This window comes from Pedobacter paludisoli (assembly GCF_052344095.1).
Taxonomy (GTDB): Bacteria; Bacteroidota; Bacteroidia; order Sphingobacteriales; family Sphingobacteriaceae; genus Pedobacter.
Map to the genome: position 1 here is coordinate 1,879,018 of NZ_CP179926.1, position 25,289 is coordinate 1,904,306.

Here is a 25,289-nt window from a genome sequence, read left to right on the forward strand (position 1 = left end):
CATGTTTTTTGAGCAATATGCTTGAAAACAAACATCCAAAATCACCGTCATTACCCCTTACAAAACCTCATTTTTCAACTTGAAAATCCCCAAAATTATCCTTATCATTGGCTTCGGTTCTCGATAAATAAACCATGCAACTTACTAAGTTAGAAATCAAGGGATTTAAAAGCTTTGGCGATAAAGTTACCATCAATTTTAATGAAGGGGTAACGGCTATTGTAGGCCCTAATGGTTGCGGAAAATCGAACGTTATCGATGCCATGCGTTGGGTATTGGGCGAACAAAGCACCAAAGCTTTACGGTCCGAAAAGATGGAAAACATCATCTTCAACGGAACAAAAAACCGTAAGCAAGCACAATTAGCAGAAGTTTCACTGAGCTTCGATAACACCAAAAACATCTTGCCAACCGCCTATTCACAAGTAACTGTTACGCGTAAATTATACCGTAATGGCGATAGTGAATACCGCCTAAACGATGTGCAATGCCGTTTAAAAGACATTACCGATTTATTTCTTGACACCGGAATTGGTTCTGATAGTTACTCGATCATCGAGCTAAAAATGGTGGACGAAATTATCACCAATAAAGAACATAGCCGCAGATCACTCTTTGAAGAAGCTTCCGGAATATCAAAATACAAACTACGTAAGCGACAAACTTTCAACAAGTTAAAAGATACGGAAGCCGATTTAGAACGTGTAGAAGATTTACTTTTTGAAATTGAAAAAAACTTAAAAACACTCGAGAATCAAGCAAAAAAAGCAGAGCGTTACTATAAACTAAAAGAACAATACCGCGATTTAAGCGTGCAGCTTGCTACGCACCGTATTTCCTTTTTCAGAACCGATTTATCCGCTCTTGACACGCAAGAGCAAGCTCAACAAGTAAATAGAACTGAGTTAAGCACAAAAATCGACACACTGGAAGCCGAATTACAAAAATTAAAACTAGGCAGCATCCATCAAGAAAAGAATTTATCCATTCAACAAAAGGCCACTAACGAATTAATTTCGAAAATACGCGCCTACGAAAGCGAAAAGAAGGTTAAAAACGAACAAATGCGTTTCTTACAAGAAAAAGAAACACGTTTATCGGCCGAGCTCGAAAAAGATAAAAATCAGGTCAACCACATTAAATACAACATCAAGCGATTAAACGAAGAGGTTGTCAATGAAACCGAAATTTTTAATCGTCTTGAATCGGATTTAAAACTGCTAAAATCGACACTTGATACCTTACGCGAGCAACAGCAAACGGAAAAAAACAGAACCGACAATCTCGTAAAATCGGTTAACGACTTACAAAATCAAGTATATCAATCGCAAAAAGAAATTGATATTTTAAATATTCAAAAAGACGCATTGGTACAGGAAAGCAACAGGAATGTTGATGATACCGAAACAAAAACCAATGAATTAAAAGCTTTTGACCATGCTTTGGCCGAACTCGACATCCAAATTCGAGAAAAACAAAGCACTATTAAACAATTAACAGAAGCTGAAGAATTACTCAAAACCAATTTGGCAGAGGCCGAGGCGAATGTAAGTACAAACAAAGAAAAACTTACCGCCGAAAATCGTAAAAAAGACGCGAAACAAAACGAATACAATCTAACTAAATCGTTGGTTGACAGCTTAGAAGGATTCCCCGAATCCATTCGTTTCTTGAAAAAGAATAGCGCTTTTGCCAAAAATGCCTTGCTCTTATCCGATATCCTATTTTGTAACGAGGATTACCGCATCGCCATTGAAAATTTTCTAGAACCACTCATGAATCATTACGTGGTTGAAAAATACAGCGATGCCGTTCAAGCCGTTAATTTATTAACCGATAATAGCCGAGGAAGGGCCAATTTCTTTATTTTAGAAAACATAGAACACAGCGAAACTAGTACGCAGCAATATCCCGACATGGTTTCGGCATTAAGTGTTATTGAAGTTGATAAAAAGTACCAAGCCCTTTGCAACTACTTATTGCAGCATGTGTATATCGCCATTGGCGAGCAAGAAAACCTGTTTAAAATCAATCCATCAGAAAAAATTACCGTTTTAGCTAAAAATGGTAAATATGCCCAAACCAAAGTAACATTGGCTGGTGGTTCAGTAGGCTTATTTGAAGGAAAACGGATTGGTAGAGCCAAAAATTTAGAAAATCTAGCAAAAGAAATAAAGGCTTCAGAAACCTTAATCAATCAATACAACGCGGCCATCACGCAAGCCAGCGATACCATTTTTAACCTGAAAGAAGCGTCAAAAATTAACCAAATTAACGCCTTTCAACAAGAGTTAAACCGTTTAAACAACGAGCATATATCGTTGCAAACCCGTCGCGATCAATATCAGGAGTTTATCACCACCAGTGAAAACCGCAAAACAGATATCGCACAAAAAATTGTTTCCATCGAGCAAGCCCTTTCCGAAAAATTACCCGCTCTGGTTCAAATGCAAAAAAAGCAGCACGAAGACCACTTTATGCTGCAAGAGCAACAACTTAACTATCAAGAAATTGCCGAACAAGTAACCGAAACAGCGGGAAAATACAATCAAGATAACATTCGCTTCCATCAACAACAAAACAAACTTTCTAGTCTAGAAAAAGATTTAGACTACCGTTTTGTACAAGAAGAAGCCCTCAATAAACGCATCGCTCAAAACGAAAAAGACTTGCAAGAAGCCTTGACCGAAATTGCGGCTACCTTACAGCATACCGATTTAAACGACGATACGCTTCTTGAGATGTACAAACAGCGCGAAGAAATGGAAAAAGGCCTTGCAGAGGCCGAAAAAGAGTATTTCGAGAGCAAAGGTAACATCAATGAAACCGAAAACAATTTAACCTCTATTCGAAAAACGCGCGAAGATGCCGATTTTCTTTTAACAGAAATCAAAGACAAAAAAAACGCACTCAAAATAGACCTAAATGCCTTAAAAGAACGTTTAGCCGTTGAATTTAACATCGATATAAACGATCTTTTAGAAACCGAGACAGAAGTAACCGAAAGTGAGTTCGATCTACGCCAGAAAGTAGAAAAAATGAAACGCCAACTCGATGAATTTGGCGCCATTAACTCCATGGCAATGGAAGCCTATAAAGAAATGGAAGAACGTTACACCTTTATTCAAAACCAGAAAAAGGACCTTAACGCTGCTAAAACAGATCTTTTACAAACCATTAAAGAAATTGACGATACGGCTAAAGATAAATTTATGCAAGCTTTTACCCAAGCTCGCGAGCATTTTATCGTGGTGTTCCGTTCTCTATTTAACGAAGAAGATAGTTGCGACTTAATCCTGTCAGACGTTAATAATCCTCTAGAAGCGGATATCGACATCGTGGCGCGACCGAAAGGAAAACGTCCCCTTTCTATCAATCAGTTATCCGGAGGAGAGAAAACCCTCACCGCAACCGCACTCCTATTTTCATTGTATCTGCTAAAACCGGCTCCTTTCTGTATTTTCGATGAGGTTGACGCACCATTAGATGACACCAACATCGATAAATTTAACAACATCATCCGTAAATTCTCCGATCAATCACAATTTATCATCGTTTCGCATAACAAACGGACCATAGCCAGTACCGATATTATTTATGGCGTAACCATGGTTGAACAAGGCGTTTCGCGCGTAGTAGCTGTAGATTTAAGAGAAGTAGCCGCTTAATATCAGCAAAACAAAGCCATCCTGCATCGCAAACAGTAGCCCTGCTTTACATTTCAATCTTTTTGCACGCTTTTGTGACCGAAATTTAAAGCCGAGCAAAAAGGATTTTCATTTCAATCAGGTTTAAAAACATACGACCGTACAAATACCTGCGTTTAAAAGAATCAGCAAAATAGTATAAATTACCTATCTTTAAAAACAGATTTCGTTCAAAAAGATGCACATGAAAATATTCTATATCCTGCCACTGGCGCTCAGCTTAAGTTGTTGCTCATCCATCAAAAAGCAAAACAACACCAGCAATACCAAGCTTGACACCCAATTATTAAAAGATGTAGAAATATTATCTTCCGATGCGTATGAAGGCCGCAAAACAGGCACTAAAGGCGCAGAAATGACCCGCCAATATATCAAAGCACGCTTTAAAAAACTGGGGCTAAAATCGTATCCACAACACATAAATTATGCCCAAGAATTCAGTTTTAAAACCAGCAAAGGAGAAGTAAACGGCACCAATTTAATTGGTTATATCCCTGGAAAAACCAATAATGTAATCGTTGTATCGGCACATTACGATCACCTGGGCATCAAAAATAACGAAGTATTCAACGGAGCAGACGATAATGCATCCGGAACCGCTGGTTTATTAAAAATTGCCACGTACTTTGCAAAAAATAAACCCACCAACACCATCATTTTTGCCTCTTTCGATGCCGAAGAAATGGGATTGCAAGGCGCAAAAGCCTTTGTAGCCAATCCTCCGGTTGCCTTGAATACCTTGGCAATCAACCTAAACATGGACATGATTAGTCACAGCGACAAAGGCGAGCTGTATGTGTGTGGCACCTTTAAATATCCTGAGCTAAAAAAATACGTAACCACTACCAATCCCGAAATTAAATTACTATTTGGACACGACGACCCTAAACTTGGCCACGATGACTGGACAAACCAAAGCGATCAAGGAGCTTTCAATGCCAAAAACATTCCTTTTTTATACTTTGGTGTAGAAGACCATAAAGACTATCACAAAGCAAGCGACGAGTATGCAACCATTACGAAAGCTTTTTTTAGTAATGCAGCAAACACGGTTTTAGAAGTGGTAAAAAATATCGACCAACAAGCTAATTTGCAAAAAAGCTTAAAAGATAAAATGATTATGAATGGAAATTAAAAAAGGGGAAAAATCCCCCTTTTTAATTTATTGTGGTACGTAAACCACGTATTTTGTTTCAAAAAAATCTTCTTTAAAAAAATCAGCAAGCGGATACAATTCTGCTTCTAACTTCGATTCTTTAATTTCTTCGGTTAAATCACCACCTTTCAGGTATAAAATGCCGTTTGGTATGGCATTTATCGATTCTTTTTTAAACTTACCCTTTACCCAAGGATAAAATTCCCCTAAACGGGTAACAGCCCTTGAAATCACGAAATTAAACTTTTCGTTAATTTGTTCAGCACGTGAATGTGCTGCGCGTAAATTTTCCAATCCCAAAGCAGAAGCAACCTCCTTAACCACTTTAATCTTTTTTCCAATTGAATCTACCAAGTAAAAGTTAGTTTCGGGAAATAAAATAGCCAACGGAATACCTGGAAATCCACCTCCGGTGCCAACATCCAATACACTTTCTCCGGGTTTAAAGCTGCAAATTTTGGCAATCCCCAAAGAGTGTAAAACATGGCGCTCGTATAATTCCTCAATATCTTTCCTTGAAACAACGTTAATTTGCGAATTCCAAAAATTATACAAATCAAACAATTGCGAAAACTGATCGCGCTGTTTTTCGGTCAAATCAGGAAAATAATTAAAAATAATATCGGGTTTAACCTCAGGCATAGTACATATTTATAAAACGGTGAATGTTATTTCCATCTCGTTTTTTTCCTTCCAAACATGGCTAGAAAGCCGTTCAAAGTTAAAAACAAAAACAAAAGTATATCTAATATTGGGAACCACCAACGTAATCCACCACAATTTAATCGTTTTAAAAGCTTCGGGTAAACCAAAACGCGTACAAAAATGCTCAAAGCAAAAATTCCTCCAGCTATGTATCGCGCATCCGTACGTAAGAACATGCACCCTATCCATGCAACATAAAACAAAAACTGAAATATTACCTGCACGCTCAGAATAAATTGATGTTTTGCTTTATACAGCTTACCTGCTCCAAAATGGCGTTTTTTCTGACGTAAATAACCGCCCCAAGTCGTGTTTGGCTCACTCCATACATGGCTATCAGGATGTATGCGAATGGTTGTATTGTTTGAAGTGGCATGCGCATTTACAAATAAATCATCATCCCCAGATGGGATATGAATATGCGATGCAAAACCCTTATTTTTAAAGAATAGCGATTTTTTGTACGCCATATTCCTGCCCACTCCCATATAAGGCATACCCTTTAACGCAAAAGAAAGATAATTTACCGCGGTAAAAAAAGTTTCAAAACGGATGAGTGCATTTAGCAGGCCTTTTTTGCGCATATAAGGTGAATAACCCAATACAATTTCCTCGGCTTCGTCTTCTGGCTGTTGCATACACAAAAGCCAATTTTCAGAAGCTGGTGTACAATCAGCATCGGTAAAAACCAACCAATCGTATTTAGCGGCTTTAATGCCCATGGTGGCCGCAAATTTTTTCCCAGCAATAAATTTATCATTATCGGGAACGGTAACTACTTTTAAATTACTGTGTTTTTTGGCAAAATGCTCCAAAAAATCGCCTGTACCGTCCCAACTTCTATCGTTTACCACAACCACTTCATAGTTTGGATAGTTTTGATTTAATAAAACTGGCAAATATTCTTTTAGATTTTTAATCTCATTACGGGCGCAAACAATAACACTTAACGGTTTTAATGCTGTAGCTGGAACCTCCTCTACCTTTGCATTGGCTAACCTTAAATGAACAAATAAGACATAATATAGTTGCACCAATAGGCAAAAGCCTAAAAAAGAAAGCGCAGAAATTTCAAGTAGAGATACAATCACGGTAATTAAATAAATAGGCGCAAATTTCTGATTTTTAATCTGTAAAACACTTTTTTGTTGATAAAAAATTAAACAAAATTATGCCCTCAATTTTTGTTATTTTTGTCCAAATTTTACCCAATAAATTACCATATGAATTTTAGTTTACAAGCTAAAGATCCGCTTTCAAAAGCCCGCGCTGGAACCGTTACCACTGCTCACGGGGAGATACAAACCCCTATTTTTATGCCTGTAGGTACTGCAGGAACCGTAAAAGCGGTTCACCAACGAGAGCTTAAGCAAGATATTGAAGCCCAAATTATTTTAGGAAACACGTACCACCTTTATCTTAGACCGGGCTTAGAAACCCTTGAATCGGCAGGTGGCTTACATAAATTTATTGGTTGGGACCGCCCAATTTTAACCGATAGCGGTGGTTATCAGGTGTATTCGCTAAGCAAAGTACGCAAAATAAAAGAGGAAGGTGTTACCTTTCATTCGCATATCGATGGCTCAAAACATTTATTTACGCCGGAATACGCCATGGATATTCAACGAACCATTGGTGCCGACATCATCATGGCGTTTGACGAATGTACGCCCTACCCTTGCGATTACACCTATGCTGCAAAATCTATCCAAATGACGCATCGCTGGTTAAAGCGCTGCTGTACACATTTTGATAACACAGAGCCAAAATACGGCTTCGACCAAACACTTTTTCCGATTGTTCAAGGATCTGTTTATAAAGATTTAAGGATAAAATCGGCAGAATTCATTGCTAGCATGGGGCGCGAAGGGAATGCGATTGGCGGTTTATCAGTAGGCGAACCAGCTGAAGAGATGTATGCCATGACCGAAATTGTATGCGATATATTACCGTACGAAAAACCGCGTTATTTAATGGGAGTTGGTACGCCAATCAACATATTGGAAAACATTGCGCTTGGCGTGGATATGTTTGATTGCGTGATGCCTACACGTAATGCCAGAAACGGCATGTTATTTACCCGTAATGGTATTATTAACATCCGAAACAAAAAGTGGGAAAACGATTTCTCGCCATTAGATGCAGAAAGTGATTTACACGTTGATCAGGTAACGTCAAAAGCTTATTTACGCCACTTGGTACACAGTAAAGAGATGTTAGGCGCGCAAATAGCGACACTGCACAACCTTCATTTCTACCTATGGTTAGTGAAACAAGCGCGTGAAAAAATTATTGCCGGCGAGTTTTATGAATGGAAAAACAAAATGGTCAAAATACTCGGAAACAAGCTTTAAAATGAACATATTAAAGGGAAGGTTAAAAATTATTGACCGCTTTATTATCGGCAAATACTTGGGCACATTTGTGTATACCCTGGCTATATTTGTGGTCATTATTGTCATTTTCGATTTATCTGAAAAGATGGACGATTTCATGAAAAGCGGACTCAGTTTATGGGGAGTTTTTTCGCAGTATTATGCGGGATCCATTCCCTTTTATGTGAATATGTTATCGCCATTAATCAATTTTATAGCGGTAATTTTCTTCACAGCAAAAATGGCCGACCAAACCGAAATTGTTCCAATTTTAAGTGGTAGAGTAAGCTTTAATCGTTTTTTACTTCCATATTTTATTTCCGCATCGGTTATTTTTTCGGCCAATTTAATTTCGAACTTATACATTTTACCCTATACAAATACGCTAAAAAATACCTTCGAAAATAAATATGTAAAACGAAACGACCCCTCCACAAAAGAGAATATCCACATGAAATTGGATAGCAAAACGTATATCTATATTCAAAGTTTTGACAACAAAACCAATTCGGGATATCGCTTTACATTAGACAATTTCGATGGTGATATCTTAACGAAAAAGATTGTTGCAGACAACATTCGATGGGATCCTGTAAAACGCAAATGGCAATTAACCAACTACTCTATTCGAAAAATAAACGGTCTAAAAGAAACCATGATTTATGGGAATACCACTCCCAAAGACACGATTCTTGATATGCGTCCGAACGATTTTTCCGCCTACGATAACGTGGTACAAAACCTCGGGACAAAAGAGCTATCAGAGAAAATCAAAAAGGAAAAAATCCGCGGAACTGGTATCATCAACGACCTCGAATATGAACGCTTAAAACGGTATTTACATCCTTTGTCAGCTTACATCTTAACGTTAATAGGCGTAGCCCTATCCTCGCGCAAGGTACGCGGTGGAATTGGCGCTTCGCTAGGTATCGGAATCATCATCAGCTTTGCATACATTGTGTTCAATCAATTTGCACAGATGTTCTCGACGAAAGGTGGTTTTCCGCCACTTATTTCCGTGATGATTCCAACTATTTTCTTCGGATTACTTGGTTTTTACCTACTTAGAAGAGCTCCTAAATAAATGGATAACACAAAAAAAAATCTACTCATATTACATTTTACAGTATTTATCTGGGGCTTTACCGGAGTACTTGGAAAAGTAATTTCAATCGACGCGGTTCCAATGGTTTGGTACCGCGTTTTAGTTGCAACCAGCACCTTATTAGCCTGGTTTCTGCTTACTAAAAAGAATTTAAAAATTACTAAAAAGCAATTCTACCAATTCTTTCTTACAGGCGCAATTGTAGCCATCCATTGGATCTTTTTCTTTCACGCTATTAAAGTTTCAACAGTATCTGTTGCACTAGTTTGCTTATCTTCTTTTACGTTGTTTACCGCCATCTTAGAACCACTCATAAAGAAGCAAAAAATTCATCTCGGCGATATCCTTGTGGGCCTCCTAATCATCTTCGGAATTTACTTAATCTTTAAATTTGAAGGGCAATATACAACGGGCATTATCTTTGGGTTATTAGCAGCTGTGGCCTCTAGTTTATTCTCAACTATAAACTCTACGTTGGTACAAAAAAGTGAACCATCTATTATCGGATTTTACGAATTAATTGGTGGATTCTTTTGGATAACCCTTTACCGATTATACGATGGAAGCTTACTAAACACCCCCTTTAACTTAAGTCCAAACGACTGGATTTACATCGTCATCTTAGGAACTTTTTGCACATCGCTTGCCTATGTTGCAGGCGTATCTGTCATGCGAACTTTATCCGCATTTCGTGTAGCTTTGGTGACCAATCTTGAACCCGTTTATGGTATTATATTGGCGTATATTTTCTTTCAAAATAAAGAACAAATGACCAGCGGATTTTATGGGGGAGCCGCCATCATTTTGGCGTCCGTCTTTCTCTATCCAATCTATAAAAAAAGAAAAAATCACCTATAAAAATTAGGTGATTTTTTTTTTACTCCAACCCACAATAATCTCTCAAATTGAAGCAAAGAAACAGCACAAAAATTTAACGATCTAAACAACCCAATACCCCCTCTAAACACCTAATCAAACGCACTCATTTCAACGCTAAAACCGAAGTAAAAAGCCATTCAAAAAACCCACATACCTGCACATTATAAGTTCGAAAAAAACACATACAAAAGCAAGCTATAAAGCCTTAATTTATTCAGCAACGAAGGTCTAAAACTTAGCTAAAAGTATGTTTATTCAAGCCCTATAAACGAAAATTTGTCTCTGAGCTAAAAAGAATCAAACAGCTACAAAACAAAATATAAATAACTGAAAATCAGTAAAATAATATAAAATACAGTTATTACACTTAAAACCACATGAGATTGCAAATTTCAGTCAATATTGCAAGGAAATTGCATTAGAAGGGCAAATTTTGCGTGGTTTTAAGTCAAAATTTATACAAAAAACCGAAACATAAAGCGCTTTTTTGCTAGAAATTCACTCCAAAAATCCTTAATAATCTCTTGATTTTCAGGACTACGTGTGCCAAATTTCCTTTCCACCTAGACGAATGAACCAAGCAAAAAGAAAAGAAAACCCACCGAAAAACAACTCAACTTCTCTCACTTCACAACTCTTCACTGCAAAAAACCAGGCCCCAAAAACAAGACAAAAAGTCATAATACTGATTTTATAGCGCGCAGCAATTCTTCAAGAAATTAGCTTCGAAGACAATTTTTTGTATACAAAACAGGTTCAACATCCCTGAATTTCTTGTTAAAAAAAGACGCTAAAAACAGCAAATTGGACATAAAATTCAATCGATTTTTCAAGGAAAAATTTCATAAAAAACTTTCAAAACTTAGCCGAAGGAAGAAAAAATTTCAGCAAAACGGAGTATATTTTAAAAAAAAGAGAACAGAAATTTCGCATTAAATAGAATTATCACAGCAGCAATTTCACATACAGATTTAAAAAATGAGGCAAAAATTTTCGCTAAAAACCGATTAAATAGTGTACATTAAAGCCTTTATTTTAGAAAACAAAAAACGAGTCATTTTCAGCCTTAATTCTCCTAAACAAACACAAACAAAACACATAATCGGTTAGAAATAGGAAATATATCAATCACAAATATTTAATTAAAAATCAATAAGTTAACAACTATAAACTAAATTAAAAATTCAAAATAAATATCAACTAAAAAAAATAAAAAACTAAAAATTTTAGCAAACAATTAGACAAACAAAAATGATAATGAATAAAAGATTAATTATCAGTACATTAACAACATATACATTAAGTTTAATTTCACTATCAAGTTTTGGGCAAATTTTCAGCAATGCTCAAAACCCACTTAGTGTAAAATGGAACTACATTTCTTCAGGAGGGTTTAAATTGATTTATCCAAAGGAGATGGAAAAAGAAGCCCAAAGAATGGCCAACACCCTACCCTACATCTATCCCAAAGTTGGACTAAGTCTAAGGGATAAAAACACCTGCATCCCCCTCCTCTTACAGAACCAAGGAAGTATCGCAAATGGCTTTGTTCAGCTCGGCCCAAAGAAGTCAGAGTTCTTCAGTACGCCACCTCAGTTTTTCGACAGCCAGGACTGGCTGAACAACCTCGCTGTTCACGAACTTCGCCACGTTGCACAGTTTGACAAATTGACATACAACCAGAAAAAGCCATTCCCCGAGTTGGTGTACTTCGCTTATATAGGCGCCGCGGTCCCGACTTGGTTTTTCGAGGGCGACGCAGTCGTGACTGAGACAGCGCTTACTTTTTCGGGTAGAGGTAGACAACCCAATTGGATTATGCCTTTTCGTACTTCAGTTTTAGAGGGCAGAAAATTTTCGTACAGCAAAGCATATTTGGGATCAAACAAAGATGTCACACCTGGCTACTATCAAACCGGTTTTTTGATGTCTGCAAACATGCGTGAAAATTATGGTCAGTTCGTTTCCGATAGTCTATTGACCGACATCAAAAAAAGGCCCATTAGATTGTATCCTTTTTCTCGAAGTTTAAAAAAGATTACAGACAAAAATACGCGTCAATATTTTCTTGCCACGCAACAAAAAGTAACTGAAAAATGGGAAGAACAAAATCAAAAAAATAAATCCGAAAACTACCCTTCGCTGAATGAAAAAACGCGCTACGCCACAAACTATTTTCTACCGGTTCGGATAAATGAAAACGAAGTACTCGCGCTCAAAGAAAGCAAGGCCGAAGCACGTTATTTTTGTTTGATTAAAAACGATAAAAGTGAAGAACGTTTATTCGGAATTGGCTACCAAGAATACCCTTGGTTTAGCTACCAAAGCAACCTCCTTGTTTGGGACGAAATTAGAAACGATCCACGATACAAGCAACGGAGCTACAGCATTATTTGTAGCTATAATTTTAGCACTAAAAAATTCAAACGATTAAGCACCCGAAGCAGACTCTTCTCTCCTAGCCTATCGGCCGATGGAAAAAAAATTGTCGCGGCACAGGTTGACCTAAGCAACCGGTTTAATTTAGTCATTTTAGATGCCGCCACCGGGAAGAAATTAAGAACGATTGAAAATCCAAACAACGACATTTTACAAACCCCATCTTTTAACCAAGCGGGAAATCAAATCGCTTTTATCGCGGTAAACGAAAACGGAAAAAATCTTAAAGTCGTCCACCTAGACCACCACAATACCCGCACGCTGATTAGCGATAATCGTCAACAACTCAGCAGACCTTTTTTCAGGAATGATAAAATTGTTTTCAATGCACAGTTTAACGGAATTGATAACCTGTACGATGTGGATACGACCACCAAGAAAATCATGCAGCTAAGTGCAGCCAAATACGGCGCCTTTCATGCCTCGCCAAGTACCGATGGTAAAATCACTTTCAATCAATACCAACTAAACGGAATGGAAATAGCGGAAATGGATTTTCAGGAACACGCCGTTGAAACGAACACGTTTGTGGATTTCACGAAGGCAGCGGAACAGCAAGAAAATGTAGGGAGTGTTTTCACCAATATCCCGCAAGAAAAATTTGAATCAAAACCATACAAGCAAGGCTGGAACCTCTTCAATTTTCATAGCGTGGTTCCTGTTATCGATGACGAATACACCTATGGACTGGAATTGCAATCGAATAATTTATTAAACACCATGAGCGTGTATACCGGTGCAAAATACCACCGCGATTTGAAACGCTTCGAATATACCGCTGACATCAATTATAAAGCCTTATATCCGGTTCTGAGTGTACTTTATCGCAACAGACCTAAAAGAACGTTCTACCGCTCTAAAAACACCGTTCAGCAAGGAGATTGGAGAGAGAACTTCATCAAGTTAAATGCATCGCTCCCGTTTTCGTTTTCAGCACGCAACCAAAACTATTCATTTGCCCTCAATGCTGCCACTAGTTTTACGCAACGCTATGCTACTGAAAATATGCCAAGCAACTTCATCACCACATTAAAATTTCCGCTTGAATACAGCTTCACTTTTAACCATAGCGTGCGAATGACCGAACGTGACATTGCACCGCGATGGAGCCAAATTTTTAGAGCCAGTTACAATCATCAACCTTTTGACAAAAATTTAGGCGGAGAAATTTTGGCACTCGAAAGCTTTTTCTATTTTCCCGGGATTGCCAAGAATCATTCCTTTTTGGCAAGCTACAACTATCAAAAAGCGACCGGTGTAAATCAATACTCCATTGAAATTCCAACGGTTTATGGGTACAACACTATTTTGGCAAAAAATAAATTACAAAACACACTTTTGTTCAACTATCGTTTTCCTTTTGCTTTTCCTGATTGGGAGCTTGGTTCGATTGCTTATATCCGAAATTTTAGAGGCGGACTTTTTTGCCATTACGAAAACATTGGGATAAACACCAATTTTACAGAACCCAAAACTTACGGCTTTGAAGTCAATAGCAGTTTAAATCTATTGCGCTATCTTCCGGTAGTTGATGTTGGGGCGCGCGTAGTTTTTGTTAATAAAATTTACAATCAAAATCCGATATTCGAGTTTTCTTTTAATTATAGCTTTTAACCATGAGTGGAAAAACCATTTTTATCATCATCTTAACAATTTTACTAACTGTTTTCTTGTTTCTAAATACCGATGAAGTTCCCTTCAACTTTATCGTAGTAACCAATGTGCTTATCCCTAAATTGGTGGTTATTGGCGTGTGTGTACTGGTTGGTTTTATTTTAGGCTTCATGGCTGGCAGACCAAAAAAACCAGTAAGCAGTAGTTACGACAGCGAAATTGAAAAAAACATGCAATCGGGTAACCGAAACGAATTAAGCGATGAAGACCGAGACTACATCAGTTAAATCCAAAAAAAATGCCTTGAAAAAAATCAAGGCATTTTTTTAACTCTCCAGTCATTACGTCAAATTAGACATCGCTCCCATCACTTCTCCATAAAGCAAACCACTTCCCCCTCCGTAATGCTGCAAAATCTTAATTCTTGGCTGTAAAGCGATTATTTTAGCTCGTAATGCCTTTTCACACCCTTCATCTATTCCATTCCCAAGTAAAACGAGGTCGATGAGTTGCTTTTCACATTCCGCGATTGCTTCCTCATCCGAACAAACACACAAACCTTTCCAGTCTGCCTGTGCATTCAGCAAGCGATTCATCACCTTGGTTATTTCGGTATCGCGACCGATGTAGAGGATTGTTATGAGCATCTTTTACCGTATTGAAATGAGCTTTTCAGCAAAAAACTAGTTTAATTCCATTGGAACATCCATAAGCAGCACTTCCGCGTCTTGAGAAATTGCTTTAAAAGTAAGTTGATTAGTATCCCAAACCCCTAGCCCATCTCTTTCAGTTAATTTCTGGCCTTCAATTTCAACCGTTCCTTTAATAACAAAGGCATATACGCCGTTTCCAGTTCTCTTAATCGAATAAGTACTTTCAAATCCAGCATCAAACTGACCTAATGAAAACCAAGCATCTTGGTGAATCCAAACACCTTCATCATCGGCATTTGGCGACAACACCTGTTGAAAGTTATTGCGATAGGCAGCAACATCCAAAACCTGTTGATCGTAACGTGGCGTAACATTCTTTTTATTTGGAAAAAGCCAAATTTGAAGCAGATTTAACTTTTCATCCGCTTGTGCATTAAACTCACTATGACTTACTCCGGTTCCGGCACTCATCACTTGTATTTCGCCTGCTGTAACTACTGCCGAATTCCCCATGCTATCTTTGTGCGCAATGGCACCAGTTAAGGGAATGGTAATAATTTCCATGTTATCGTGTGGATGCGCTCCAAAACCCATTCCACCATCAATAATGTCATCATTTAATACTCTAAGAACCCCAAAATGCATTCTTTCCGGATTGTAATAATTCGCGAAACTGAATGAATGATGTGCATTTAACCAACCATGATTGGCATGACCGCGGGTGTTTGCCTGATGCAAAATGAACTGTGACATAATTTTCCTTTCTTGTTTATGACACAAATTTAAACCATGCCAACATACAAAACATTGATGTAGGATAAGAAGTGATTGTCAATAGGTACATGCATCATCGATTCAATTCTCTCAGCGCATTTAAAGCAACCCAGTTTGCTTTTTTATTTTTTTGTTCGAGAATGTTATTGGCTGTTTGAATGGCTCGTTCGCGTAAGAACTCGTTTCGCTTTCCGATTTGACGAAGTGCCCAGTTTACTGCTTTTTTCACGAAATTTCTCGAATCGCTTGCTTCACGTTCGATAATGGGCAGAAACCACAAAAAAAGTTCGTCAGGTTCTTTTTTAAGATGAACAGCTGCCGAAGCCATCAACACAAAACCGGCACGCTTAACAAATTCAGGCTCTGCCACGGAATAAACCAGCACTTTATCCTTAAAATAAGGCGTTTTAACAAACAAATTCGCACAAGCTTGATCACATATATCCCAAGAATAAAAACTTCCTACCCAGTTATCAAATTGTTCCAAACGAACCTGCTTATAGTCGCCGATAAAACAAGCCAATAGTTTTGCTTCATGAACATTCGTTTCCCAAAGAGCTAGGGATAACTCTTGATTTTTACCAATTCTTTTTGCCAATGCCCGAATTTTGGGTACACGAACTCCATACGCCATGGAAGTATCAATACCAAAATGGGCCATTTTAACATCAAACCCAGGCTCGGCCAAAGATTTTAATTCACTTAAAATAAAATCAATATCATTCATAACTCTAATATAACGTCTTTATCGCATTAATTCAACGAGGAAATAGGTCGTGATTACAAAAAAAATGCTCCCAAAAAGCATCAAACTTTTTTGGGAGCATGGTCATTTGCGATTCCTCATCTCTTCGAGGCTTAAGCATCTTAATCTTGTAAAGCTTGTTGTATATCGGCTAAAATATCGTCAATATGTTCTAAACCGATAGAAAGACGAATAGAACCTTGCTCTATTCCCACTTCATTTCTTTGTTCTTCGGTCAACTTGCTATGCGTACTCGTTGCTGGATGCGTGGCAATGGAACGGGTATCGGCCAAGTTTGCTGAAATAGAGAACATTTTCAATCCGTCCATAAATTTACGCGCTCCTTCAATACCGTCTTTCACCACAATGGTTACAATTCCGCCACCTTGTTTCATCTGCTTTTTAGCAATCGCATATTGCGGATGTGATTTCAAGAAAGGGTATTTTACCAATTTAATTTTTGGATGTTTTTCCAAATATTCCGCTACTTTCAATGCATTTTCGCAATGACGGTCCATACGAAGGGCTAAGGTTTCCAAGCTTTTCGATAAAATCCAAGCATTAAAAGGCGATAAAGACGGTCCACTGTGACGCGCAAAACCTTCAATCTCGGTAATATGTGCTTTTGTCCCTAAAATAATTCCGCCTAATGCTCTTCCTTGTCCGTCGATGTATTTGGTGGCCGAGTGTATCGAAATATCAGCTCCCAGTTTAATCGGCTGTTGTAAATAAGGTGTCGCGAAACAATTATCTACCACCAATAATTTCTCATGTTTTTTAGAAAGCGAAGCCAAAAATTCTAAATCGATGATATCAATTCCTGGATTAGAAGGGGTTTCCACAAAAATAATTTTTGTGTTTGGCTGAATTAAAGCTTCCCATTCTTCAGGTTTATCTAAATCAGCGTACGAATAGGTAATTCCCCATTTCGCAAAAACCACGCTCAATAACTGGTGCGTAGAGCCAAAAACCGAACGACTAGACAACACATGGTCGCCGCTTTTTAAAAAGGCACCAAAGGTGGTGAAAATAGCCGCCATGCCCGTTGAGGTTGCAAATCCGTGTTCAGCACCTTCTAAAAGTGCCATTTTTTCAATAAACTCGGAGGTATTCGGATTCGAATAACGACTGTACACATTGCCTTCTTTTTCATTTGCAAAAAGGGCACGCATCTCTTCCGCATCGTCAAATTTATAACTCGATGTTAAATAAATGGGTGAAGAGTGTTCTTTATGTAAACTACGTTCCGTTTGGGTACGAATCGCAATGGTTTCAAAATTTTCTGATTTCATATTCTTAACGCGTAATTTCTATTTGATTTCGTAACTAAAATTAATTTTTGCAGAGCGACCCAAGATATTGGAAACTGAACAATATTTATCAAAAGTCATTTGCAAGGCTCTTTCCACCTTTTGCTCATTTAAATTACCGGATAAGGTAAAACGAATATCGATTTCATCAAAAATAGGCGGCATTTCTTCATCTTTGCGCGAAGCTGAAATGGCAATTTTAATGTCATCAATTTCTTGTTTTTGTTTCGAAAGGATGTTAACCATATCAATACCACTGCAGCCTCCTAAGCCTACCAAAAGCATTTCCATGGGCCTAAACCCCTTCCCTTCGCCGCCAATGGCTTGCTTTGCGTCCAATTCAACAGTAAAACCGCTCTCGTTTTCTGCTTCAAAATTAAATTTCCCGCTTTTGCGGATTAGATTGATATTCATTTTTATTGTCCTTTGTATTTAGAGGCTGGTATTTAAATTTCAAGCACCATACCTCAATTCAAAACCTTACACCTTAAAGGCTCAGTCCTTAATCAAACATTATAATAAACTACATTGACTTTTTCCAGTTCTGGCAATTTAATGGGTTCATTAAAGAGCGCAAATACCGAGGAACCGCTTCCACTCATGAGTGAAAAAACCGCGCCGGCATTGTATAAACTGTCTTTTATTTGATGAATTTGAGGATACTTCAAAAATACCGAGCTTTCGAAATCGTTGACTACCTTACTTTTCCATGTTGTTACTGGCAAATGTATGATTTCTTTTATGGATTGCAAAGGCTTTTGGGCGGTAATATGCGCATAGGCATCGGCTGTGCTCACATGAATGGGTGGTTTAACCAAAACCTTATAAAATGCTGACAAATCTGTTGCGCAATTTTCAAATTCATCCCCTTTATTGAAGGCATATACTGGCTTATTTTGAATAAAAAAAGCACAATCGGCACCTAGCTTACGCGCATATGCTTCTAATTGTTCAAAAGATAAACCTAGCTTAAACTTCGTATTTAGCAATTTTAGCACAAATGCACAATCCGCTGACCCCCCTCCTAAGCCAGCACCTACCGGGATATGCTTTAACAGATTAATTTGTTGTGGAGGAATGTCAAAATCTTTTTGAATCAACTGATAAGCCTTTACGCATAAATTATCTTGTGCATCCCCCGGAATGTCTATCCCAAAAATGGAACAAGAAGTTTTGTCCGCATCGATAATTTCTACCGCATCATGCAACTGAACCGGATAAAAAACCGTTTCCAGATTGTGGTATCCATCCGAGCGTTTCTCGGTAATATTTAAACCTAAATTTATTTTGGCGTTGGGAAAGGCTAACATTTTTACACATTTATAACGACTCAAAATTCATCTATGACCGATAAATCCCTATCGCATGGCGCAAACATACAAAATGTTTAAAAACAGAATTGTAGTTTATGATAACTATTCGGTTATTTGTAGCCGTTTATCACTCTAATATCGGGAATTACGTATATGAAACAGTATTTAGATTTAATGCAACATGTGTTGGATACAGGCGCTCAAAAACACGATCGAACCGGCACCGGCACCATTAGCGTATTTGGTTATCAAATGCGTTTTAACTTACAAGAGGGGTTCCCAATGGTAACCACCAAAAAACTGCATTTAAAATCGATTATACACGAATTAATTTGGTTCTTATCAGGCGATACCAATATCAAATACCTAAAAGAGAACGGAGTACGTATTTGGGATGAATGGGCCGATGCAGATGGAAATTTGGGGCCGGTTTACGGTTCGCAATGGAGAAGTTGGCCTACTCCAAACGGGCAACATATTGATCAGATAACCAATTTAATTAATACCTTAAAAAACAATCCGGATTCGCGCAGAATCATTGTGTCTGCCTGGAACGTAGCAGAAATTGAGAACATGGCCTTACCTCCGTGTCACGCATTTTTTCAGTTTTATGTGGCCCCGCCTGATGTAGAAAAAGGCGAAACAAAAGGCAAATTAAGCTGTCAGTTGTATCAACGCAGTGCCGATATATTTTTAGGCGTTCCTTTTAACATCGCTTCGTATGCTTTGTTAACCATGATGGTGGCTCAGGTGTGCGATTTAGCCTTAGGCGATTTTGTCCACACCCTAGGCGATGCACATTTATACAACAATCACCTCGAACAAGCGCATTTACAATTGAGCAGAGAACCAAAACCGCTGCCAACCATGAAAATTAATCCAGAAGTGAAAAATATCTTCGATTTTAAATTTGAGGATTTTACCTTAGAAAATTACGAATCGCATCCGCATATTAAAGGGGTGGTAGCTGTTTAGGCAATACGTATCAAGTTAGAATAATGATACAAGAGCAAAGAACAAATATTTTGAGTATTAAGTATCTAGTGTCAAGAGCAAAAAGACTACAGCGCAAAGCAAAATCTAGAAAATTCCTCATTGCTAAACTGGATTTGCGCGAGCTGATGCAATCTCCTTGAGTAGAATAAAGAGTATAAGTAGCAAGTATCTAGTATTAAGACGGGAGAGCAAAGATAAAGGAGCAAAGAATAAAGATTTTGCGTATTTAGTATTAAGATAATTCATACAACCTAGGCTCTCGCTATTCAACAGCTCAGCAATTTAACAGTTCCAACTTAGCCCACTGCAATTCAATAGTTTAGCAAAAAAAACAACCAATGACCAACAATAACCTTTCAATAGCCGTTGCCGTAGGCGAAAACTGGGCAATCGGAAAAGACAATCAACTTTTATGGCACATGCCGGCCGATTTAAAATTCTTTAAAGAAACCACCAGCGGACACACCGTTGTAATGGGACGCAAAACATTCGACTCGGTTGGAAGACCATTGCCGAAACGCCGCAACATTGTCATTACACGCGCAAAAGATTTAAAAATTGAACAGGTGGAAGTGGTAAATAGCTTAGAAGAAGCCATTGAACTAACCAAACAAGAAGAAAAACCTGTTTTCATTGTTGGCGGAGCCGAAATTTATCGCCAAGCTTTACCGCTCTGCAATACCTTGTATTTAACCACCATTCATCATGTGTTTGATGCCGACACATTTTTTCCAGAGATTAACAGAACTGAGTGGGAAGAAATCTCAAAAGAACGGCATCCGGCCGATGAAAAAAATCCTTATGACTATACTTTTGAGGTATTAAAAAGAAAATAAATTCTTTCATCCCCCAAATAAAAACGACAAAAAAAATTACTTTTTGGCAAAACCTATTGAGCTAATTATCAGAAAATAGCGTAAAAATTAGCTTAACATAAAATTAATGTTGATAAATTATCTATTTAGAACTTCTATAATTTAAAAATTTAATTAGATTTGCCGACTTGTTAAAAAACAGCAAAGACATTATTATTTTAAACAAACAATGCAAGGAAAAGGTTTTATTAAGTTTATTGCGATAGTTTTAGCTATCGTTTGTGCGTATGCCCTTTCTTTTACCCTGGTATCATCCAGTGTAGAAAAAGACGCCAAAGACTATGCGAAGGGTGATTTAGCCAAAGAAAAGGCTTATCTAGACTCGATGAGTACCGTAAAAGTATACCCACTTTTGGGCTTTACGTACCAAGAAGTTAAATCGAAAGAAGTTAACTTAGGTTTAGATTTAAAAGGTGGTATGAACGTAACGATGGAAATATCGTTATCGGAATTGGTTAAATCGTTAGCTGGTAATCCTACTGATGCTAATTTTAACAAAGCCTTGGTAAATGCCCAAGCCCAATTAAATGCTGGTGGCAAAGATTACATCAAATTATTTGTAAACGAATTTGAGAAATTAAGCCCAGGTGTAAAACTTGCAGATTATTTTTCTAATCAAAACAACGCTACTCAATTAAAAACAAATTCAAGCAATAGCGAAGTTGAAAGTTTCTTAGAAAAAGAAGCTGAAAGCGCGATTGACCGTTCATTTACCATTTTACGTTCACGTATTGATGGTTTTGGAGTGGTAAGTCCGAACATGCAAAAACAAGAAGGAAGTAACCGCATTTTAATTGAAATGCCAGGTATTCAAGATAAAGAGCGTGTTTCGAAATTATTACAAGGTACTGCTGAGTTACAATTCTGGCAAGTATACGAGGTTCAAGAAGTGTATCCTTTATTAGAAGGCATCAACAAAACCTTAGCTGCTACATTGAAACAAACTACTCCTGCAGCTACAGCTGATACAACGGCAAAAGCTTCCGCTGATAGCAAGTTAGCAAACTTAGAAAAATCGACTGCAGATACAACGAAAGGAGGCAAGTTAGCGGGTCTTGGTAAAAAAGATTCTACTGCTTTACGTGCAGAAGCTTTAAAATCAAATCCTTTATTCGCCGTTTTACAACCGCCTACATACGCAGGTCAAAATGGACAACAACAATTACGTCCAGGTGCCGTTGTGGGTTGGGTTCAACAAAAAGATACAGCAAAAGTAAATGCATATTTTAAAGTACCTGAAGTAGCTGCTTCAATTCCTTCTACCATGAAGTTCATGTGGAGTGTAAAGCCAATGGATGGTTCTAAAGTATTTGAATTATATGCGATTAAAGTAACAAGTCCAGATGGAAAACCTGATTTAGCAGGTGATGCCATTAGCGATTCGCGTGCTGATTTCGATAAAGACAACAAACCAGAAGTAACCATGTGGATGACGCCTGAAGGTGCTGCTACATGGAAAAAAATGACTGCTGAAGCAGCTGGTAACATTCAAGATGAAAACGATAATAAATCTATTGCCATTGTTTTAGATAACAACGTATACACAGCTCCACGTGTAAATGGAGAAATTCCTAACGGAACTTCTTCAATCACTGGTAACTTTACGCAAGCTGATACAAAAGATTTATCAAACATCTTAAAAGCTGGTAAATTACCTGCTCCTGCTCGTATTGCTGGTAGCTACATTGTTGGTCCAACGTTAGGTGCACAAGCAATTCACGACGGTTTAATTTCATTCGTAATTGCCTTTATCGTAATCTTAGTTTTCATGGCTTTGTATTACCACCGTGCTGGTTGGGTAGCTAACTTTGCCTTGTTACTAAACTTATTCTTCATCATTGGTATTTTAGTATCGTTAGGTGCTGTTTTAACATTACCTGGTATTGCGGGTATCGTATTAACCATTGGTTTATCGGTAGATGCGAATATCTTAATTTTTGAGCGTGTACGTGAAGAACTTGCTTTAGGCAGAAACACAGCTTCTGCTATTAAAGAAGGTTTCAAACATGCTATGCCTTCAATCATTGACTCAAACGTAACCTTATTTATTTTAGGTGCCATTTTATATGTATTTGGTAGCGGTCCGGTTCAAGGTTTTGCCACTACGTTGTGTATTGGTATTCTTTCTTCATTGTTTGCTGCTGTTGCAATTTCAAGAGTGGTTTTCGATTCGATGTTGGAACGCAAAATGCCAATTAGCTTCGATAATAGCTTAACCAGAAATGCGTTCAAAAACTTGGCTTTCAACTTTGTTGGTCGCCGTAAAATTTACTACGCTATTTCAACCATCATTATTGTTGCCGGCATTGGTATGTACTTTAAAAACGGTGGTTTAAACTTAGGTGTTGACTTTAAAGGTGGTAGAACGTACTTAGTTCACTTTGATAAAGCGGTAAACACCGAAGATTTAAAAGCAGCTTTAACTCCAGTGTTCGACAACGAAACGCCTGAAGTAAAAACAGCTGGTGGCGATTCTCAAGTAAAAATTACTACAACTTTCCACATTGCCGATCAAAGTATTAAAACCGATAAATTGGTTGAAGATGCTTTAAACAAAGGATTAACTACGGTAAATAATGCATACAAAATTGAAAGCTCGCAAAAAGTAACCCCTATTATTGCTAGCGACATTGTAAACGGTGCATTTTACGCTGTATTGGTATCGTGTTTATTCATGTTCATCTATATTGTAGTTCGTTTCAAAAAATGGCAATATGGTTTAGGTGCTGTAATTGCATTGTTCCACGACGTGTTAATGGTATTATCATTCTATACCATTTTAGATGGCGTTTTACCATTCTCTTTAGAAATTGGCCAAGATTTTATTGCCGCTATTTTAACAGTAATGGGTTACACAATGACAGAAACAGTTGTTGTATTTGACCGTATCCGCGAGAAATTGAAAGAATCTGGCAAAGATGATTTACATGGCGAAGAACGTAATAACTTAATCAACTTCGCATTAAATAGTACCTTAAGTCGTACCATCTTAACATCGTTAACGGTATTCTTCGTTTTATTGGTAATCTTCGTATTTGGAGGTGACAGTATTCGTGGATTTATCTTTGCCTTGTTAATTGGTCGTATCATTGGTACGTACTCATCATTATGTATCTCAACTCCTATCGTAATCGATTTAGGTAGTTCAGCCGAAAAAAGAAAATAATCCTTCGGGTTTCCAAAAATAGAAAGCGCCTCGATTAAATTCGAGGCGCTTTTTTTAGCTCTGTACTTTTTTGGTCATATCCCAATGCGACCCTGTATTTGGCTAAATTTTTGTTAGATTTAATCTATAAATGCAGCTAAAATGGAAGTACTGATACCTAAGAGTGAGTTCCCAAGAGTCGTGATTGTTGGAGGTGGATTTGGTGGAATAGAACTTGCCAAGCAATTAAAAAATAAGCCTTTTCAAGTAGTGATGCTCGACAAGCACAATTACCATACTTTTCAGCCTTTACTTTATCAAGTTGCCACCGGAGGCTTGGAGCCCGATTCCATTGCATTTCCCATCCGTAAAATTTTCAAAAAACAAGAAAACATCATTTTTCGCGTAACCAAAGTGAATCAAATTTTGGCCGATGAAAATACGGTGTTGACAGATATAGGTACTATACAATACGATTATTTAGTGCTGGCAACGGGCTCAACCAGTAATTTTTTCGGAAACGAAGAGATTGAAAAAAATGCCATGCCAATGAAATCTATTCCAGAAGCATTGGACTTAAGAAGTTTAATTCTTCAGAATTTTGAAAAATCATTAATTGAAAGTAACCCCGATAAAAAGAAAGCCCTGCTAAACTTTGTAGTGGTGGGCGGTGGTCCAACAGGGGTTGAAACCGCTGGCGCTATTGTAGAGCTTAAAAAGCACGTTATTCCGAACGATTATCCGGAATTGGATTTAAGTAAGGTTCAAATCTATCTTATTGAAAATTCCCCTGAACTGTTGGGCCCCATGTCGGTACAAGCACAAGAAAAAGCAAAATATTTTCTGACCAAGATGGGCGTTATTGTGATGAATAGCACCCGGGTATTGGGTTACGATGGTCAAGTACTTACACTGCAAGATAAAGAGCCTCTATTGGCGGCCACCGTGATTTGGAGCGCCGGTGTTAAAGGACAAGTTATTCCGGGTCTCGGAAAAGCGGAGATTATGCGCGGGGGGCGCTTAAAAACCGATGCGCAAAACCTCATTGTTGGCTATTCAAACATCTATGCCATAGGCGATGTTGCCGCCATTATTACCGAAGAAACCCCAAATGGTCATCCTGGCGTAGCCCCGGTTGCCTTACAACAAGGAACACTCCTAGCCAAAAATTTAGTCAACATCCTTGAAAAGAAGCCGCTCCTTCCTTTCAATTATTTCGACAAGGGATCCATGGCTACCGTAGGCAGAAATAAAGCAGTTGTCGATATTGGTAAAATTCGTTTCCAGGGAGTATTTGCTTGGTTTACCTGGATGTTTGTACATCTGATGACCTTGGTAGGCTTCAGAAACAAAATAATTGTGTTTGTAAATTGGGTATGGAGTTATTTTAGTTACGACCGAGGTGCCCGATTAATTATTAGAACTTTTGCAAAAGATAGAAGCATCGATTACCGAACAAATGTATCTTTACCCGAAAATAAACTACCAACTAATTAAC

Annotated in this window: 19 protein-coding genes; 11 read left to right on the plus strand and 8 right to left on the minus strand. The window is 37.9% G+C overall.

Annotated elements, in window-relative coordinates; all coding sequences use genetic code 11:
* Window positions 1–134 precede the first annotated feature (134 nt).
* Together smc and ACJVDK_RS07495 are read left to right on the plus strand one after the other, a co-directional pair.
* Entirely contained in the window at window positions 135–3,668 is a 3,534-nt protein-coding gene (smc, locus tag ACJVDK_RS07490; protein WP_443939656.1) for a chromosome segregation protein SMC, read from the plus strand.
* Between the two features lie 223 nt (window positions 3,669–3,891).
* Entirely contained in the window at window positions 3,892–4,842 is a 951-nt protein-coding gene (locus tag ACJVDK_RS07495) for a M28 family peptidase (RefSeq protein ID WP_443939657.1), read from the plus strand.
* A gap of 27 nt (window positions 4,843–4,869) precedes the next feature.
* Here ACJVDK_RS07495 and rsmG read toward each other — a convergent pair whose 3' ends face one another.
* Together rsmG and ACJVDK_RS07505 are read right to left on the minus strand one after the other, a co-directional pair.
* Window positions 4,870–5,505 (minus strand): 16S rRNA (guanine(527)-N(7))-methyltransferase RsmG, encoded by a 636-nt coding sequence (gene rsmG, locus ACJVDK_RS07500; RefSeq protein WP_443939658.1) that lies wholly within the window; start codon window positions 5,503–5,505, stop codon window positions 4,870–4,872.
* 26 nt (window positions 5,506–5,531) lie between these two features.
* Window positions 5,532–6,659, minus strand: coding sequence for a glycosyltransferase (locus tag ACJVDK_RS07505; RefSeq protein ID WP_443939659.1), 1,128 nt, complete (start codon window positions 6,657–6,659; stop codon window positions 5,532–5,534).
* Between the two features lie 132 nt (window positions 6,660–6,791).
* Here ACJVDK_RS07505 and tgt point away from each other — a divergent pair, with 132 nt between their 5' ends.
* From tgt to ACJVDK_RS07530, 5 genes are all read left to right on the plus strand, one after another.
* Window positions 6,792–7,922: a tRNA guanosine(34) transglycosylase Tgt gene (tgt, locus tag ACJVDK_RS07510; protein WP_443939660.1), complete on the plus strand. Its 1,131-nt coding sequence runs from the start codon at window positions 6,792–6,794 to the stop codon at window positions 7,920–7,922.
* A 1-nt stretch (window position 7,923) separates the two neighbouring features.
* Window positions 7,924–9,027: an LptF/LptG family permease gene (locus ACJVDK_RS07515; RefSeq protein ID WP_443939661.1), complete on the plus strand. Its 1,104-nt coding sequence runs from the start codon at window positions 7,924–7,926 to the stop codon at window positions 9,025–9,027.
* Window positions 9,028–9,906 (plus strand): DMT family transporter, encoded by an 879-nt coding sequence (locus ACJVDK_RS07520; protein ID WP_443939662.1) that lies wholly within the window; start codon window positions 9,028–9,030, stop codon window positions 9,904–9,906.
* A 1,278-nt stretch (window positions 9,907–11,184) separates the two neighbouring features.
* Complete coding sequence (locus ACJVDK_RS07525) at window positions 11,185–13,980, plus strand: TolB family protein (protein ID WP_443939663.1); 2,796 nt, start codon at window positions 11,185–11,187, stop codon at window positions 13,978–13,980.
* A gap of 2 nt (window positions 13,981–13,982) precedes the next feature.
* Window positions 13,983–14,267 carry a hypothetical protein gene (locus ACJVDK_RS07530; RefSeq protein WP_443939664.1) on the plus strand — a complete coding sequence of 95 codons (285 nt, stop codon included), beginning with the start codon at window positions 13,983–13,985 and terminating at the stop codon, window positions 14,265–14,267.
* Between the two features lie 54 nt (window positions 14,268–14,321).
* On the opposite strand, the gene ACJVDK_RS07535 is transcribed toward ACJVDK_RS07530, so the two are convergent.
* From ACJVDK_RS07535 to ispE, 6 genes are all read right to left on the minus strand, one after another.
* A complete protein-coding gene (locus tag ACJVDK_RS07535) occupies window positions 14,322–14,627 on the minus strand; it encodes a hypothetical protein (protein ID WP_443939665.1) in 306 nt (101 codons plus the stop codon).
* 36 nt (window positions 14,628–14,663) lie between these two features.
* Window positions 14,664–15,386 (minus strand): pirin family protein, encoded by a 723-nt coding sequence (locus ACJVDK_RS07540; protein ID WP_443939666.1) that lies wholly within the window; start codon window positions 15,384–15,386, stop codon window positions 14,664–14,666.
* Between the two features lie 94 nt (window positions 15,387–15,480).
* Window positions 15,481–16,134 (minus strand): DNA alkylation repair protein, encoded by a 654-nt coding sequence (locus tag ACJVDK_RS07545; protein ID WP_443939667.1) that lies wholly within the window; start codon window positions 16,132–16,134, stop codon window positions 15,481–15,483.
* Window positions 16,135–16,274: 140 nt separating this feature from the next.
* The gene (locus tag ACJVDK_RS07550; protein ID WP_443939668.1) at window positions 16,275–17,444 is read right to left on the minus strand and encodes a trans-sulfuration enzyme family protein; all 1,170 of its coding nucleotides are present in this window, start codon (window positions 17,442–17,444) and stop codon (window positions 16,275–16,277) included.
* An 18-nt stretch (window positions 17,445–17,462) separates the two neighbouring features.
* Window positions 17,463–17,876 (minus strand): OsmC family protein, encoded by a 414-nt coding sequence (locus tag ACJVDK_RS07555; RefSeq protein WP_443939669.1) that lies wholly within the window; start codon window positions 17,874–17,876, stop codon window positions 17,463–17,465.
* 92 nt (window positions 17,877–17,968) lie between these two features.
* A complete protein-coding gene (gene ispE, locus ACJVDK_RS07560; RefSeq protein WP_443939670.1) occupies window positions 17,969–18,772 on the minus strand; it encodes a 4-(cytidine 5'-diphospho)-2-C-methyl-D-erythritol kinase in 804 nt (267 codons plus the stop codon).
* A 156-nt stretch (window positions 18,773–18,928) separates the two neighbouring features.
* Between ispE and ACJVDK_RS07565 the strand changes: the two genes are divergently transcribed.
* From ACJVDK_RS07565 to ACJVDK_RS07580, 4 genes are all read left to right on the plus strand, one after another.
* The gene (locus ACJVDK_RS07565) at window positions 18,929–19,750 is read left to right on the plus strand and encodes a thymidylate synthase (protein WP_443939671.1); all 822 of its coding nucleotides are present in this window, start codon (window positions 18,929–18,931) and stop codon (window positions 19,748–19,750) included.
* Window positions 19,751–20,109: 359 nt separating this feature from the next.
* The gene (locus ACJVDK_RS07570) at window positions 20,110–20,607 is read left to right on the plus strand and encodes a dihydrofolate reductase (protein ID WP_443939672.1); all 498 of its coding nucleotides are present in this window, start codon (window positions 20,110–20,112) and stop codon (window positions 20,605–20,607) included.
* Window positions 20,608–20,815: 208 nt separating this feature from the next.
* Window positions 20,816–23,812: a protein translocase subunit SecDF gene (secDF, locus tag ACJVDK_RS07575; RefSeq protein WP_443939673.1), complete on the plus strand. Its 2,997-nt coding sequence runs from the start codon at window positions 20,816–20,818 to the stop codon at window positions 23,810–23,812.
* 141 nt (window positions 23,813–23,953) lie between these two features.
* Entirely contained in the window at window positions 23,954–25,288 is a 1,335-nt protein-coding gene (locus tag ACJVDK_RS07580; RefSeq protein ID WP_443939674.1) for an NAD(P)/FAD-dependent oxidoreductase, read from the plus strand.
* The last annotated feature ends 1 nt before the right edge of the window (window position 25,289 follow it).

Excerpts from the sequence above, each read along its gene's own strand:
- smc (WP_443939656.1), top strand. The coding sequence starts at position 135 with ATGCAACTTACTAAGTTAGAAATCAAGGGATTTAAAAGCTTTGGCGAT.
- ACJVDK_RS07495 (WP_443939657.1), top strand. The coding sequence starts at position 3,892 with ATGAAAATATTCTATATCCTGCCACTGGCGCTCAGCTTAAGTTGTTGC.
- rsmG (WP_443939658.1), bottom strand. The coding sequence starts at position 5,505 with ATGCCTGAGGTTAAACCCGATATTATTTTTAATTATTTTCCTGATTTG.
- tgt (WP_443939660.1), top strand. The coding sequence starts at position 6,792 with ATGAATTTTAGTTTACAAGCTAAAGATCCGCTTTCAAAAGCCCGCGCT.
- ACJVDK_RS07515 (WP_443939661.1), top strand. The coding sequence starts at position 7,924 with ATGAACATATTAAAGGGAAGGTTAAAAATTATTGACCGCTTTATTATC.
- ACJVDK_RS07520 (WP_443939662.1), top strand. The coding sequence starts at position 9,028 with ATGGATAACACAAAAAAAAATCTACTCATATTACATTTTACAGTATTT.
- ACJVDK_RS07525 (WP_443939663.1), top strand. The coding sequence starts at position 11,185 with ATGAATAAAAGATTAATTATCAGTACATTAACAACATATACATTAAGT.
- ACJVDK_RS07530 (WP_443939664.1), top strand. The coding sequence starts at position 13,983 with ATGAGTGGAAAAACCATTTTTATCATCATCTTAACAATTTTACTAACT.
- ACJVDK_RS07535 (WP_443939665.1), bottom strand. The coding sequence starts at position 14,627 with ATGCTCATAACAATCCTCTACATCGGTCGCGATACCGAAATAACCAAG.
- ACJVDK_RS07540 (WP_443939666.1), bottom strand. The coding sequence starts at position 15,386 with ATGTCACAGTTCATTTTGCATCAGGCAAACACCCGCGGTCATGCCAAT.
- ACJVDK_RS07545 (WP_443939667.1), bottom strand. The coding sequence starts at position 16,134 with ATGAATGATATTGATTTTATTTTAAGTGAATTAAAATCTTTGGCCGAG.
- ACJVDK_RS07550 (WP_443939668.1), bottom strand. The coding sequence starts at position 17,444 with ATGAAATCAGAAAATTTTGAAACCATTGCGATTCGTACCCAAACGGAA.
- ACJVDK_RS07555 (WP_443939669.1), bottom strand. The coding sequence starts at position 17,876 with ATGAATATCAATCTAATCCGCAAAAGCGGGAAATTTAATTTTGAAGCA.
- ispE (WP_443939670.1), bottom strand. The coding sequence starts at position 18,772 with ATGTTAGCCTTTCCCAACGCCAAAATAAATTTAGGTTTAAATATTACC.
- ACJVDK_RS07565 (WP_443939671.1), top strand. The coding sequence starts at position 18,929 with ATGAAACAGTATTTAGATTTAATGCAACATGTGTTGGATACAGGCGCT.
- ACJVDK_RS07570 (WP_443939672.1), top strand. The coding sequence starts at position 20,110 with ATGACCAACAATAACCTTTCAATAGCCGTTGCCGTAGGCGAAAACTGG.
- secDF (WP_443939673.1), top strand. The coding sequence starts at position 20,816 with ATGCAAGGAAAAGGTTTTATTAAGTTTATTGCGATAGTTTTAGCTATC.
- ACJVDK_RS07580 (WP_443939674.1), top strand. The coding sequence starts at position 23,954 with ATGGAAGTACTGATACCTAAGAGTGAGTTCCCAAGAGTCGTGATTGTT.